This is a genomic window from Nocardiopsis codii, from assembly GCF_036327455.1.
GTDB lineage: Bacteria > Actinomycetota > Actinomycetes > Streptosporangiales > Streptosporangiaceae > Nocardiopsis > Nocardiopsis codii.
In genome coordinates, this window is the sequence record NZ_JAUZMY010000057.1 from 13,355 (window position 1) to 27,728 (window position 14,374).

Annotated in this window: 10 protein-coding genes and 1 pseudogene; 3 read left to right on the top strand and 8 right to left on the bottom strand. The window is 72.1% G+C overall.

All coding sequences use genetic code 11. The features are described 5' to 3' along the window. Positions 1-27: 27 nt before the first annotated feature. Positions 28-1,014, bottom strand: a complete 987-nt coding sequence (locus Q8791_RS30910) for an NAD-dependent epimerase/dehydratase family protein (RefSeq protein WP_330095395.1) — start codon at positions 1,012-1,014, stop codon at positions 28-30. 5 nt (positions 1,015-1,019) lie between these two features. Then, entirely contained in the window at positions 1,020-2,372 is a 1,353-nt protein-coding gene (locus tag Q8791_RS30915; protein ID WP_330095396.1) for a nucleotide sugar dehydrogenase, read from the bottom strand. A 411-nt stretch (positions 2,373-2,783) separates the two neighbouring features. Here Q8791_RS30915 and Q8791_RS30920 point away from each other — a divergent pair. Beyond that, positions 2,784-4,047, top strand: a pseudogene (locus tag Q8791_RS30920) (activator-dependent family glycosyltransferase). A 115-nt stretch (positions 4,048-4,162) separates the two neighbouring features. Here the strand turns inward: Q8791_RS30920 and Q8791_RS30925 are convergent. Next, positions 4,163-5,440 carry an activator-dependent family glycosyltransferase gene (locus tag Q8791_RS30925; RefSeq protein ID WP_330095397.1) on the bottom strand — a complete coding sequence of 426 codons (1,278 nt, stop codon included), beginning with the start codon at positions 5,438-5,440 and terminating at the stop codon, positions 4,163-4,165. A gap of 357 nt (positions 5,441-5,797) precedes the next feature. Here Q8791_RS30925 and Q8791_RS30930 point away from each other — a divergent pair, with 357 nt between their 5' ends. After that, the gene (locus tag Q8791_RS30930; protein ID WP_267947217.1) at positions 5,798-6,784 is read left to right on the top strand and encodes an aldo/keto reductase; all 987 of its coding nucleotides are present in this window, start codon (positions 5,798-5,800) and stop codon (positions 6,782-6,784) included. Between the two features lie 105 nt (positions 6,785-6,889). Here Q8791_RS30930 and Q8791_RS30935 read toward each other — a convergent pair whose 3' ends face one another. The 5 genes from Q8791_RS30935 to Q8791_RS30955 all read right to left on the bottom strand — a co-directional run bounded on the left by Q8791_RS30935 (position 6,890) and on the right by Q8791_RS30955 (position 12,691). Further along, positions 6,890-7,930 (bottom strand): ketoacyl-ACP synthase III family protein, encoded by a 1,041-nt coding sequence (locus Q8791_RS30935; RefSeq protein WP_330095398.1) that lies wholly within the window; start codon positions 7,928-7,930, stop codon positions 6,890-6,892. 138 nt (positions 7,931-8,068) lie between these two features. After that, positions 8,069-9,568, bottom strand: coding sequence for an aromatic amino acid ammonia-lyase (locus tag Q8791_RS30940; RefSeq protein WP_330095399.1), 1,500 nt, complete (start codon positions 9,566-9,568; stop codon positions 8,069-8,071). Then, on the bottom strand, positions 9,565-10,677 hold the full coding sequence (locus Q8791_RS30945) for a class I adenylate-forming enzyme family protein (RefSeq protein WP_330095400.1): 1,113 nt from the start codon (positions 10,675-10,677) through the stop codon (positions 9,565-9,567). Before Q8791_RS30945 ends, Q8791_RS30940 begins: the two co-directional genes overlap by 4 nt. Before the next feature lie 122 nt (positions 10,678-10,799). After that, positions 10,800-11,798, bottom strand: a complete 999-nt coding sequence (rfbB, locus tag Q8791_RS30950) for a dTDP-glucose 4,6-dehydratase (RefSeq protein ID WP_330095401.1) — start codon at positions 11,796-11,798, stop codon at positions 10,800-10,802. Continuing rightward, positions 11,795-12,691 carry a sugar nucleotidyltransferase gene (locus tag Q8791_RS30955; protein ID WP_330095403.1) on the bottom strand — a complete coding sequence of 299 codons (897 nt, stop codon included), beginning with the start codon at positions 12,689-12,691 and terminating at the stop codon, positions 11,795-11,797. Before Q8791_RS30955 ends, rfbB begins: the two co-directional genes overlap by 4 nt. A 326-nt stretch (positions 12,692-13,017) precedes the next feature. On the opposite strand from Q8791_RS30955, the gene Q8791_RS30960 reads away from it, so the two are divergent. Beyond that, positions 13,018-14,226 carry a nucleotide disphospho-sugar-binding domain-containing protein gene (locus Q8791_RS30960; protein WP_330095402.1) on the top strand — a complete coding sequence of 403 codons (1,209 nt, stop codon included), beginning with the start codon at positions 13,018-13,020 and terminating at the stop codon, positions 14,224-14,226. The last annotated feature ends 148 nt before the right edge of the window (positions 14,227-14,374 follow it).

Consider the following 14,374-nt stretch of genomic DNA (forward strand, 5'->3'; position numbering starts at 1 on the left):
GGTGGTCGGCCGCCCGACGGGCGGGGGTCAGTCCGTGGTGTTCTCCTGCTGTTCGAGCCACCACGGGCTCTCCTCGGCCCACTTGATGGTGCGGGCCACCCCCTCCCGCAGGGAGGTGGTGCTCTTCCACCCCAGGAGGGAGAGGATCTTCCCGGCGTCGGGGATGCGCCGGTCGAGGTCCTGGTAGGAGGCGCCGAACCTGTCCCGGGTGTCGATCGACGTGAAGCCGACCCGCCCCCCGGTGAGCTCCACGACGAGGTCGACCGCCTCGCGGATCGTGACCTCGTCCGAGCTGCCGACGTTGAAGCACTCCCCGTCCGCCTCGGGCCGGGTGCCGATCTCGATGGTGGCGTCGACGGCGTCGTCGATGTAGGTGAAGCTCCGGGTCTGGCTGCCCTCGTCGTAGATGATCGGGGACTCCCCGCGCAGCGCCCGGTGGACGCTGCGGCTGATGAGGAAGGCCGGGCGCTGACGCGGCCCGTAGAGGTTGAAGTAGCGGACGATGGAGGCGTTGAGGCCCCGCTCCCGCATGTAGCCGAACGTCAGGTGCTCGGCCAGCGCCTTGCTGGAGGAGTAGCTCCACCGATTGGCCGACGTCGTCCCGAGGATCCGGTCGGCGTCCTCCTTCCAGGGGACGTCCGGGTTCTTGCCGAACACCTCGCTGGTGCTGGCGAAGACCACCTTGGCCCCGACCCGCTGGGCCTGGTCGAGCACGTTGCGGGTCCCCGTGAAGTTGACGTCGATGACGTCGAGGGGGGCTTCCAGGTAGCGGTCCACCCCCACGACGGCGGCGAGGTGGTACACCACGTCCACCCCGCTCGTGATGGCCTCGGCGAGCTGGTCCGGGGAGCTGACGCTGCCCCGGACGTACTCGACCTCGGTCCAGGAGGGCGCGGGTTTGGGCCGCGCCCCCTTCGAGTCGAAGACGACGACCTCGTCCCCCCTGCGCAGGAGGCGGTCGACGAGGTGGCTTCCGACGAAGCCGTTTCCCCCGGTCACTACGGCACGCGCCACGGCGTCTACCGTCCTATCCCTCGGTAGGTGAATCCGAGCCCCGTGAGGGACTCGACGGTCTGCTCGTCGAAGTGGGCCCGGCCGTCCAGGAACAGGCATCCCGGGGCGGTGAGCGCGCGGAGCGCGGCCATGTCCAGTTCGGCGAACTCATCGTGCCACGCGAGAACCGCGAGGCAGTCGGCACCGGAGGCCGCCCCTTCCACGCCGGACGAGGGCTCCACACCGAACTCCTTACGGATCTCGTCGGGGTCCGCGAGCGGGTCGAAGAGCGCCACGTCGGCCCCGGCCTCGCGGAGTGCGGAGACCACGGGCAGGGTGGGGGTCGACCTCAGGTCGCCGGTGTTGTTCTTGAAGGACAACCCCAGCACGGCCACCCGCGACCGGTCGGCGGGGGTGCCCAGGGCGGCGAGGCCGTCCACGATGAGCCCGGCGACGTAGCCGGGCATCGCCTCGTTGGCCTCGCGCGCGGTGACCACGGTGCTGAGGTCGACCCCCCGTTCCCGGGCGGAGCGCCAGAGCATCCAGGGGTCCTTGGTCAGGCAGGAGCCGCCGACGCCGACGCCCGGGGAGAGGACGTTGATGTTCCCCCTTCCCTTGGGCACCTCGTTGGTGGCCGCGATGACCTCCATGGCGTCCACCCCGATGGCCGCGCAGTAGCGCGCGAGCTCGTTGGCCAGGGCGATGTTGTGGTCGATCCACCAGTTGTTGAGAAGTTTCACCGTCTCGGCGGCCTCGATGGAGGAGCAGGGGACGGTCTCGACGCCGAGCCCGGCCCTCCAGAACCGCTCGGCCGCGGCTCCGGACCGCTCGTCCCAGCCGCCGACGACCACGGGGAGCCGGCGGATCTCGGCCAGCGCGTTGCCCTGGGAGAGGCGTTCGGGGCAGAAGGCCAGCCCGAAGTCCTCGCCGCAGGTCAGGCCCCCGCCCTCCAGCAGCGGTGCGACGAGGTCGCGGGTCGTGCCCGGGGGGACCGTGCTCTTGAAGATGACGACCTGTCCGGCCCGCAGGTGCAGCCCGATCTCGGTCGCGGCGTTCTCGACCTGCGTCCCGACGAGCGTGCCGTCCTCCTGGACCGGGGTGCCGACGGCGATCACCACCACGTCCGTGTCGGAGATCGCGGCGAAGTCGGTGGTGACGCGCAGGCGGCCGGACCCCCGGCCCTTGGCCACCAGTTCGGGCAGCCCCGGCTCCTTGAGACGGCAGCGGCCCGCCTCCATCTCCTCGATCAGGGAGGCGTCGACGTCGACGCCGACGACGTCCACCCCGTTGTCGGCCAGGCTGACGGCGACGCACGATCCCACGTATCCCAGGCCGACGACCGAGACGGTGATGTCCTCCCGATCCAGCAGGAAACGCATATGAGCTCCATTCGACTCTCACCCCGGCGGCACAGGGAAAACAGGTCCCGAGGGATCTTGACGAGAAAGGATCGGTCCAGTATCCGGCCATTCACCTGTCCGGCGGATCGGCCGGTGCTTGGGAATCTACTTCATGCGCGCGGGGCGCACGGAGCAGCATCGGGGGAGTCCTCGTCGGAGGCGGGGCGAACGACTTCCCTACAATCTCCCTTGCCGAAGATAAATGAGGCCCGGCCGGTTCGGGTGGGCAATGATATGCGCGCGGAAGCAACTCTTGGCAAACTCGGTCGCGTGCCGATTGGTTCGGCCGCCGGGAAAGAATACGCCGCGGCCGGGACGGACTCGCGGCGCCGGGGGCCTCCCGGCCCGCTCTCGCGGCCGGCGGACGACACAGGGACGGAGGCGATGGCCGTGCGCGTGCTGATCGCGACGCAGGCGGAGAGGACCCACTTCCTGGGGATGGTGCCCCTGGCGTGGGCCCTGCGGGCCGCGGGGCACGAGGTGCGGGTGGCGAGCCAGCCCGCGCTGGGGCCGACGGTGGCGGCGACGGGTCTGCCCTTCGTCCCCGTGGGGCGGGACCACCTCCTGCGCCGGGTCATGCGCCAGTACCACGCGATGACGGGCGGGGAGGAGGACGAGTTCGACATGGCGGAGGACCGGGACGAGGTCCTCACCTGGGACTATCTGCTGGAGGGCTACCGCCTGATGGTTCCGTGGTGGTGGCGGATGGTGAACGACCCCATGGAGCAGGACCTGGTCGCGTTCTGCCGGGAGTGGCGCCCCGACCTGGTCGTCTGGGAGCCCATCACCTTCTCCGCGGCGATCGCGGCGCAGGCGTGCGGGGCGGCCCACGTGCGCTACCTGTGGGGAGCCGACATCTTCGCCCGCACCCGCCGCCGTTTCCTGGCGCGGATGGCCGAGCAGCCCGCCGCCGAGCGGGAGGACCCACTGGCCGCCTGGCTGGGCGCCCGCGCCGCCCGCCACGGCGTCGAGTACTCCGAAACCCTGGTCCACGGACAAGCCACCCTCGAACAGATCCCCGCCTCCCTCAGGGTCCCCACCCCCCACGACCTCACCTACCTGCCCATGCGCTACGTCCCCTACAACGGCAGAGCCGTCGTCCCCCACTGGCTGCGCACCCCACCCGAACGCCCCCGCGTCGCCCTCACCCTCGGCACCAGCGCGGCCGAGTGGTACGGGGAGCACCAGCTCTCGCCCAAGGACGCTGCTGGAGGGGTTGGCCGACCTGGACGTGGAGGTCGTGGCGACCCTGCCCGCCCACGAACAGGACGCCCTCGGCCCCGTCCCCGCCAACACCCGCCTGACCGAGTACGTGCCCCTGCACGCACTCGCCCCCACCTGCGACGCCATGGTCACCCACGGCGGACCCGGCACCGTCCTGACCGCCCTCACCGGCGGCGCCCCCCAGCTCCTGGCCCCCAACGTCAACATGTTCGACACCGTGCTGTTGTCGGGCCGGGTGCGGGACCGGGGGGCCGCCCTCGTCCTGGATCCCGACCAGGTCACCCCCGACGCCGTGGCCGCCGGGGTGCGCACACTCCTGCACGACCCCCGCCACACCGGAGCCGCCGACACCCTGCGCCAGGAGATGACCGCCATGCCCTCCCCCGCCGACCTCGCCCACACCCTCACCGCCCTCACCGACCAGCGCTGACCCCGCGCGGAACCCCGGTCCACGGGGCTCCGCGCCGGTCGTGCGAGGCCGGGCGGGGGCGGGGGGCTCCTCCAGCGCGCGGCGGTGCTCCCCCGAACCGCCGGCGGCGCTTCGCTCAGGCCGGGCCCAGGGACCCCTCCCGCACCAGGTCGGCCAGGACCCGCGCCGTCTCGGCGGGGGAGGGCATGGCGGCCATCTCCTGGCGCACCAGCTCCGCCGCCGCTGCGTGGCGGGGGTCCTCGACCAGGCGGCGCGCGGTGTCCCGCAGGCTCACGGCCCCGGCGTCCTCCGGCAGCACCACCAGCCCCGCCCCTCGGCGCTCCACCAGCCGCGACAGCAGGGGCGCGTCCAGCCGGGGCCCGGGCACGAGCAGTTGGGGCACCCCGTGGGACAGCCCCGAGCACAGGGTGCCGGGACCGGAGTGCGTGATCATGGCCGCGCAGGTCGGTGCCAGGACATGCAGGGGCGCGTAGCCCACCAGCCGCACGTTGTCGGGGAGCGGGCCGAGCCCGGCCTCCTCCTCCGGCGGCAGGGTCGCGACGATCTCCGCGTCCAGCTCCCCCAGCCCCCGCAGGACCTCGCCCAGCGAGAACGTGTGCCCCCCGAACCACTCGGTCGTGCTGCTTCCCACGCTCAGCGCGATGCGGGGCCGCGTCGGCGAGGTGCGCAGCCAGTCGGGGACCACGGCCCTGCCGTTGTAGGGGACGTAGCGCAGGGGGAGGCGCCGGGCGCCGGTGGGCGCGGACAGGGTCAGGGAGTCGGGGAGGTAGTCCAGGGTGGCCCGGCCCCGGACGAGGTCCTCGGAGAAACCGACGCCGTAGCGCGCGGCCCGGTTCTCCAGCCAGGCGCGGACGGGGTCGTCCCGTTCGGCCTCGGGCTGCTCGCCCATGCGCTCCAGGTACTGCACCCGCATGGCGGCGAACAGGTCCAGGCTCCACAGGAAGCGCACGTGGGCCGCGCCGCACGCCTCGGCGGCGATCGCCCCCGCGAACGTGGTCGCCTCCCACACCACCAGGTCGGGCTTCCACTCGCGGCAGTACGCGACCAGGTCGTCCAGCATCGGGTCGTTGACCATCCGCCACCACCAGGCCGCCGTGTCGCGCGCGCCCCACCGCAGCTCGTCCCACGACAGGTCGTCGTCCCAGGCCTCGCCGACGTCGAACAGCCCCGGGGCCTCTCCCTCACCCCACTGGGTCACCACCTCGAAGTGCTTCTTCAGGAGGTGGTCGCGTCCGACCGCGACCGCGGACAGTCCCGCCCGGGCCAGGAACCCCGTCAGTTCCGGCTGGCTGGCGACGCGGACCTCGTGTCCGGCGGCGCGCAGTGCCCACGCGAGGGACACCATGCCGATGAAGTGCGTCTTCTCCGCGTAGGAGGCGAGCAGTACACGCAAGGAGGCATCTCCCGGGTAGGAGCCGGAACCGCCGGAAGGCCGGTTCCGGGAGGGGCGGGCTGTGGAGTGCGGCGCGGCGGCGGGAGCAGGGGCTCCGGGCACGGTGGGGCGCGAGCGTCGCGGGGTACGGTGCCCTTCGTCCGCGGGCGCCGGGGCGGCCTCTTAGCCGCCGGGCGCCGCCGGATCGCGAGCATAGCGGCGCGGGGTCCGCCCGGACGTGGAAGTCTTCTCCACGAGGCCCTTTCCGGATCCTGCCGGAGCGATAACGGCGGCATCCGGCGGCCGGCGCACCGGCACGAGTTCCGTTCGACCCCGAGTCCAGCTTTCTCTGCGAGACACCATGAAACAGGGGAGAGAATGCAGTACACACGCCTTGGCCGTACCGCGCTGGAGGTCAGCCGCCTCTGCCTGGGAACGCTGAATTTCGGCGTGAACACTCCGCGGGACGAGAGTTTCGCGATGATGGACAGCGCGCTCGAACACGGCGTCAACTTCTTCGACACCGCCAACCACTACGGGTGGCAGGTGCACAAGGGAATGACCGAGGAACTCATCGGCGAATGGTTCGACAAGGGCGAGGGGCGCCGCGACCGTTCCATTGTGGCGACCAAGGTCTTCAACCCCATGAGCGACTGGCCCAACGACCGCGGCCTCTCGGCCCGCCACATCATCGCCTCGTGCGAGGAGTCGCTGCGCAGGCTGCGCACGGACTGGATCGACCTCTTCCAGATGCACCACGTGGACCGCAACGCGCCGTGGGAGGAGGTCTGGCAGGCGATGGAGATCCTCGTCCATCAGGGCAAGGTGCGCTACGTGGGCTCCTCCAACTTCGCGGGCTGGCACCTGGCCTCCGCCCAGGAGGCCGCGAACCGGCGCAACTTCCTCGGCCTGGTCTCGGAGCAGTGCGCGTACAACCTGGTCACGCGCCACGTGGAGCTGGAGGTCCTGCCCGCGGCGGCGTCCTACGGCATCGGGATCCTGACCTGGTCGCCGCTGCACGGCGGCCTGCTGGGCGGCGCCATCCGCAAGCTCCGCGAGGGCACCGCCGTCAAGACGGCCAAGAGCCGGGCGATGGAGGTGCTGCGCGAGCGCGGGGACACGATCGCCGCCTACGAGGACCTCTGCGACTCCGTGGGCCGCGACCCGGCCGAGCTGTCGATCGCGTGGGTGCTCTCGCGCCCGGGGGTCAACTCGACCATCGTCGGACCGCGCACCCTGGGCCAGCTCGACGGTGCGATCCGGGCCCTGGAGACGGGGATCGACGCGGAGACCGCCGAACGGATCGACGCCCTGTTCCCCCCGGTGGGCAAGGGCGGCCCAGCGCCCGAGGCCTGGTCATGGTGAGGCCGGGGGCCCGGCGGGCCCCCGGTCCCCCTCACGCGGTCGTTCGCCGGCCGGTCCTCCGGACGCGGGCTCCGGGGCCTGTCCGCGTCCGGCGCCTCCCGCGTCTCAGGAGCCGGGCAGGACGTCGGCGATCCGCACCACGGCACAGGAGAGCGTGACACCCGAGCCCAGTCCGCCCAGGACCACGTGGTCCCCGGGCCGGACCTCGCCCTCGTCCAGCAGGTGGCGCAGCCCGATGAAGGGGTCGGCGGCTCCGATGTGGCCGATGGTCCGGCCGTGGCTCCACGTCGACTTCTCCATGGGGAGTTTGAGGACGTCCATCCAGCGATGCTCCACCGCTCCCGGGCCCAGGTTGCTGAAGGTGGCGCGGGCGATGTCACCGAAGCCCACCCCGGCCTCCGCGAGGGTGCGGCCGACCAGCAGCATCATCTTCTGCTGGAGGGTGAACCAGGCGATGTCCACCTCCGGGTCCTCCTCCCCCTTCTCGGAGAGGGCGCGCCCCCGGGCGCGAAGGTCCAGTGCGGTGCCGGTCGTGGCCGCCGGGGGGAACTCGGGCTCCCCCGCCCGGTGCAGCTCCTCCAGCTCGGGGACGACCATCGAGCCCACCGAGAGCACCCGGGCCAGGCCGGGGGCCCGCCCCAGGAGGACCGCGCAGGCGCCGTCTCCCATCACGAAGGCTCCCGAGCGCCACCTGTCGACGTTCGGGGTGCTGAAGTTGTCGGCCGCGACGAGGAGGGCGGTGGCGCTCTCCGGGGCGCCGCGCAGGTGCGGCTCGGTCAGCTCCATCGCGGTGAACAGGGCGTTGCACCCCTGGCGCAGCTCCCCCGCGATGACGTCGCCCCGGACGAGGTGGTGCTGGAGGTGGTACTGCGGGAACCAGACGTCGGGGCCCTGGTGCCAGATGTCCGTGTAGAGGAGGACGCGCGTGTCGTCGGGGTCGGCCCCCGCCTGGTCGTACGCCTCGCGGGCACTACGGAGCGCCATCTCCGGGGCGGGGAGCTCGCCCGCGACGGCGGCGCCGGCCATGTCGTGGACGGCCGCCTCCTCCGCCGTGGTGAGTCCCTCGGCCACGGCGGTCTCCACGCTCACCCGGGTCTCGGGGAGGTACACACCGAGGCCCCGGATCCATAGTTCTGGCGTCTGCAAGGCGAACCCTTCCTGTGGGGTGCGACCTGGCGGTACGCCCCGTCTGACATGCGAATTCCCCGTCCGTGACGCGGACGGGGCGGGTGGGGCCGGGCGGGGGGCGGGGGGGGGGGGCCCCCCCCCCCCCCCCGGCCGGTCTCAGGCGTCCCGGTGCTCCCACTCGCCGGACCTGGCGCGGGCCTCCCGCGCGAGGACGTCGCGCACGGCCCGCACCTCGGCGGCCAGGGGCCGGTCCCGGTCCAGCGGCGGGGACAGCTCGGCGACCCGGCCCCACAGCCCTGTCTCCCCGGTCCTGCCGGTGAGAGCGGCGAGCTGGGCCAGGCCCACGCCGAGCGAGCCGACGACCAGCCACGCCAGGTCCAGGGCCTGGGCGAGGGAGTTCGCGCCGTTGAGCGCCATGGGCACGTGGTCCTGGTTCCCGTTGTTGCAGGGCAGGGCGGTGAGGGTGGCGGGGGTCACGAGTTGGCGGATCCGCGAGACGAACGAGGTGGCGCTGACCTGGACCCCGGCCAGGCCGCTCCCCGCCCCGGGCCGGGGGGTGAGCATCGGCGGCAGTCCGCCGTTGGTGTCCGAGCCGCAGAGCAGGGACAGCTGCCGGTCGGCCATGTAGGCCACCTGTTGGAGGGCCAGGCCGAGCTGGTCCGAGCACAGGCCCACGGGCATCGCGTGGAAGTTGCCGCCGTGCAGGACCTCTCCCGCGCTGCTGACGGGGTTGTCGGTGGTCCCCACCGCCTCGCGCAGCAGGATGCGCTCCGCGGCGGCGAGCTGGTCGAGCACCGCGCCGAGGATCTGCGGCGCGCACCTGAGGCTGTAGGGCTCCTGGAGGGGCCTGGCCTCGTCGCGCTCGGCTCCGGCGGGGATGCCGGACCTGATCCACGCGGCGGCGGCGGCCTGGCCGTTCTGGCCGCGGGCCTCCGCGATCCCCGCCGCGTACGCCTGGGGGTTGGCCCCCAGCAGGTCCACCATCCGGGCGGTCATCAGCGCCGACGCGCGGACCACGTCCTCGACCTGGCGGTGGTTGTCGACGGTGACGGCGAGGCTGACCCCGCTGCCGTTGACGAAGGACAGGGCCTCGCGTGCGTTCCACCGGACCGGGGACGCGCCCAGGCGGCCCAGTGCCTCGGCGGCGGGTCTGCGCGACCAGGCGCCGGAGTCCTCGCGCACCCAGGCCTCGCCCTGGCCCGCGTACGCCAGTGCCGCGCTGGCCAGGGGCTGGAGGTCCCCGCTGGCGCTCACCGTGCCCTCACGCGGGATGACGGGGGTGAAACCGCGGTTCCACAGCCCGACGAGCTCCTGCCAGAAGTCGACCGACACCGCGGAGTAGCCGCGGCGCATGCTCGTGAGCCGGAGGGCGACCACGAGTCGGCTGACCTCGGGCGACAGAGGCTCCCCCTGCGCGCTGCCGAGGTGGGCGATGAGTCCGTCCCCCTGCTCGCCCGCGGACTCCGAGGCGGGGAAGGCCACGAGCGGGCCGAAGCCGCGCGTGACCCCGTAGACGTCGGCGCCGTCGGCCAGGTGCTTGGCCATGGTCGTGGCGCTGGCCTGCATCCGCGAGAGGTCGTCGTCGGTCCAGCCGATGCTCGCGTCCCACGCGGCCCGGCGGACGACCTCGGCCAGGCTGGTCGGCGTTGGCGTCATCTGTCCACTCCTTCGGGGCGGGCGCGCGCGGACTGCACGCGCCGAAGTTTGCCTGTCTCGGAGCGGTCGATCCGCTCCACCGTCCGCACGCTGCGGGGAAGGTATTCGATCCGGTCGAGCGCCCTCCTGAGCTCCTCCGCGTCGGGGGCCCCGGCCGACGCCGGGACGATCAGGAGGTCGAAGTGCTCCCCGGTCAACGGGTCGAGCACCGGGACGCACGCCAGGTCCTCGCAGTCGAGGACGTCGACCAGCCTCTCCTCCATGAGGTCGAGGTCCAGGCGCCGCCCGTTGACGTTGACGAGCCGGGTCCGGCGTCCCGCGAACCCGAAGGTCCGGTCGCTGAGCCGGACCACGTGGTCGTCCATCCGGCACTCCGCGGCCGGGGGCCCCGCCCCGGGCCGCGCGATGCGGGGGCTGCGGACCACCAGGGGGTCCTCCGTCCCGGGGCGGTCCGGGCCGTCCCCGAACTCGACGTCGGAGAACAGGTGCCACGGCGGGTTGTGGGGGTTCCACTCGCGGTGGGCGACGCCGCCGGTCTCCGTCGATCCGAAGATCTCGGTCAGGCTCGCGCGGCCGCCCGCCGCGGAGAGCAGGTCGTTCGCGCTGCGCGGGACCACCGCCGTGCTGTGGACGAACGCGAGGCGTTCGGCCGCGTCGATCCAGTTCGTGCGGCTGAGGAGGATCCGGAAGGTCCAGGGGATCGCCATCACCGCCCAGCGGCGGTGGTCGGGGGGCGGCAGCTGGGCGAACTGGGGCACGTACCAGACGGGCACGCCGAGGAGGGCGGGCACGAGCACGCTGGCGAGCATCCCGTAGAGGTGCCGCGGCGGTGCGAAGGACACGACCGCCTCGGGGCGGGCGTCCTCCAGCAGCGCGGCGAGCAGGCCCGCCTCCGACACGAGCTGCTCACGGGTGCGGTGCCAGACGGTCGGACGGCCGGTGCTTCCCGACGTGGTGAACGCCGTCTCGGGGGGCAGCAGGAGGCCGAGGACCTGTTCCGCGGGTTCGTCCAGCTCGTCCCAGCGCACCGTCCACGGCCGTTCCGAGAGTTCGGGCGCCGCGGGGAGCCGTGTGAGGAGGTCGCCGGGGGAGAGCTCGTCAACCGACACGTGAGTCCTGATCCGATCGGGGGTCGGGGGCCCGGCGGGGGCCCGGGACGGGGGATACGGGTCCGTGCCGGCGTCGTCCGTTGTCCCGCCGGCGGGACGGGCGGGCCGGGCGCGGGGACGCCTCAGCCGCCGTCCTCCACTTGGGAGAGGCGCTTCTTCAGCGGTTCCCACCACGCGCGGTTCTCCGTGTACCAGGCGACGGTGCGGGCCAACCCCTCCTCGAAGGAGACGGCGGGCCGGTAGCCCAGCCGCTCGGCGGCCTTGGTTCCGTCCACGGAGTAGCGGCGGTCGTGGCCCTTGCGGTCGGCGACGAAGCGGACCATCGAGGCGTCGTGCCCGAGCAGCTCCAGGAGCGCGTCGGTGACCTCCAGGTTCCGCTTCTCGACCGATCCGCCGATGTTGTAGACCTCGCCGGGCTCACCGTGCTCGGCGGCCAGGGCGAGGGCGTCGCAGTGGTCGTCCACGTGGACCCACTCGCGGACGTTGCCGCCGTCCCCGTAGACGGGCACCGGCGTCCCGTCCAGCAGGTTGGTCACGAAGAGCGGGATCATCTTCTCCGGGAACTGGAACGGCCCGTAGTTGTTGGCGCACCGGGTGACGCAGACCCGCATGCCGTAGGTCCGGTGGAAGGACCGCGCCAGGAGGTCGGACGCGCTCTTGGAGGCCGAGTACGGGGAGTTGGGCTCCAATGGGTCGGTCTCGACCCACGATCCCGAGCCGAGCGTCCCGTAGACCTCGTCCGTGGAGACCAGGACGAAGTTCTCCACGTTCTCGGCCAGGGCCGAGTCCAGCAGGTGGAAGGTGCCCATGACGTTGGTGCGGACGAAGCAGCCGGCGTCCGAGATCGAACGGTCCACGTGGGTCTCGGCGGCGCAGTGCACCACGAGGGACACCCCGCCCATGAGTTCGCGGACGAGCTGTTCGTCGCACACGTCACCCTGGACGAAGGTCAGGCGCGGGTCGTCCGCCACGGAGGCCAGGCTCTCCGTCGTGCCGGCGTAGGTCAGCTTGTCCAGGACCACGATCTCGGCGTCCGCGTACCGCGGATAGGAGCCGGCGAGGACACGTCTGACGAAATTGGAACCGATGAATCCGGCGCCACCGGTGACCAGGATCTTCATACACCCGCACCCTGCCACACTCCCGCCGCCCTGCGGGCGGCCTCCATGACGTACGCGCCATAGCGGGAATTGGGCATCTCTTCCCCGAGCCGATAGCACTCGTCCGCTCCGATGAAGCCCATGTGCAAGGCGATCTCCTCAAGACAGGCGACCCGGACACCGGTCCCCCGGGCCGTGGTGGAAACGTATCGGCTTCCCTCCAACAGGGATTCCTCGGTGCCGAGGTCGAGCCAGGTTATTTCGTTCCCCATGGTCACGAGTTCGGCCCGGTCCCTTTCCAGGTAGACGCGGTTGACATCGGTGATCTCAAGTTCGCCCCGCGCGGAGGGGACGATGCTCTCGGCGATGTCCACCACTTCCTGGTCGTAGAAATAGAGGCCCGTGACCGCGCAGTCCGAGCGCGGGGCGGCCGGCTTCTCCTCCAGGCTCTCGAACCTGCCCATGTCCCCGAATCCCGCGACCGCGTACTGCCGGGGGTCGCTCACCTTGGATCCGAAGAGCGTGCACCCGGACGTCGAGGTCGCGGCCCGGTCGAGCAGCCCGCCGAAGCCCTCGCCGTGAAAGATGTTGTCGCCCAGGACGAGGGCGCTACGGCTCCCCCGGATGTGGTCCCGGCCGATGAGCAGCGCCTCGGCGATCCCCTTGGGCTCGGACTGGGTCGCGTACCGGATCTCGATCCCCAGCGAACTCCCGGTGCCGAGCACCTGACGGATCAGGGGAAGGCTCTCGGGATTGGTGATCAGGAGGATCTCGCGGATTCCAGCCGTCATCAGCACGGAGATCGGGTAGTAGAACATCGGCTTGTCGTAAACCGGGAAAAGGTGCTTGGAAATACTTCGGGCAGCGGGAAACAGGCGGCTGCCAGTGCCACCCGCCAACACAATACCTTTCATGGTGACTCCCAGAGAGGTCCGAACATCGATATTGCCGGGCAAGTACGGCGCGAACATACTGCTGCGCTATGCCCACCGGCCTGGATCCAGCACCGGTGCTAGGCTCCCAGAACCTCTTCCGAAGGGATCAACACAACCGTACCGTCACACCGGCTCGGAAGAGGAGAACAGGTTCGGAGTGCAACACCCGCAATGAACATGCAGCGGGCCGGGCTTGTCAAGGAGCGGTGTCGGCTTTCACCGATCGGACCATCGAAATCCCGGAAGTGGGGAACACCTTGCGAATCGTCGTCGCGGCATACGCGGACAAGGCTTATTTCTTTGGCATGGTGCCGACGGCGTGGGCGCTGCGTGCCGCCGGACACGAGGTGCGGATCGCCACCCAGCCCTCCATGGCCGAGGCGGCCGCCGAGACGGGTCTGACCGTGGTGCCGGTCGGAGGCGACCACACCCTCGCCGAGGTCGTGGCCCACGGGCGCGAGGAGCCGGGCGAGTCCATCTTCGACCTCTCCGAGGAGCGCCCGGAGCGGCTGGGCGAGGTGAACCTGCGCGACGCCTACGAGGACCACGTCACCTGGTGGTGGAGACTCGTCAACGAGCCGATGGCGGAGGACCTCGTGGCGTTCTGCCGCGAGTGGAAGCCGGACCTGGTCCTGTGGGAGCCGAGCACCTACTCCGGGGCGATCGCCGCCGAGGCGTGCGGCGCGGCCCACGGGCGGTTCCTGTGGAGCATCGACCTCTTCGCGCGCCTGCGCGGCCTCTACCGGGCGGCCGACCCCGACCCGGCCGTACCCGACGCGCTCACCGCCTGGCTCACCGAGGCCGCCGCCGCGTTCGGCGTGGACTTCTCCGAGGACCTCGTCCTGGGCCAGTTCTCCGTGCACCAGCTCCCCGAGGCGCTGCGGCTGCGGGAACTGGAGACCGGGACGCACCTGAGCGTGCGCCCGGTGCCCTACGGCGGGAGCGCGGTCCTGCCGGCGTGGGCCCGCGAGGAGCCCGAGGGCCGGCGCGTGCTCGTCGACTGGGGTTCCTGGAGCAAGTCCCCGGAGGGCGCCGCCTCGTTCGTCGACGTGATCGACGCGCTGATGGAGCTGGAGGCCGAGCCGGTCGTGCTCTCCCCGCGCTCCTGGGAGGACGCGCTGCCGGCGCTCCCGCCGGAGATCCGGGTCGCCGACACGGCGGCCGCCCACCTGCTGATGGGGTCGTGCTCGCTGCTGGTGCACGGTGGGGGCTTCGACTCGTTCTGCAACGCCCTGGTGGAGGGGCTCCCGCAGTTCGTCGTGCTCAACGTCGACCAGTTCGACGGGGGCCTGATCACGCGCGCGCTCCAGGACCGGGGCGCCCTGCGCTCGGTGTCCCTCGCCTCGGCCCTGTCCGAGGGGGTCGACCAGCACCTGGCCGCCGTCCTCGACGGTCCCGAGGTGAGGGAGGCGGCCGAGCGGATGCGTGACGAGACCCTGTCCGCCCCCGCTCCGGACCAGCTGGTCCCAGCCCTGGAGCGGATCGCCGCCGCCCGGGGCGTCGGCGGGGCCTGAGGGGTCGGACCGGTCAGCGCCGGTCAGCGCTGGTCGGTGAGGGCGGTGAGGGTGTGGGCGAGGTCGGCGGGGGAGGGCATGGCGGCCATCTCCTGGCGCAGGGCGTCGGCGGCTCCGGTGTGGCGGGGGTCGTGCAGGAGTGCGCGCA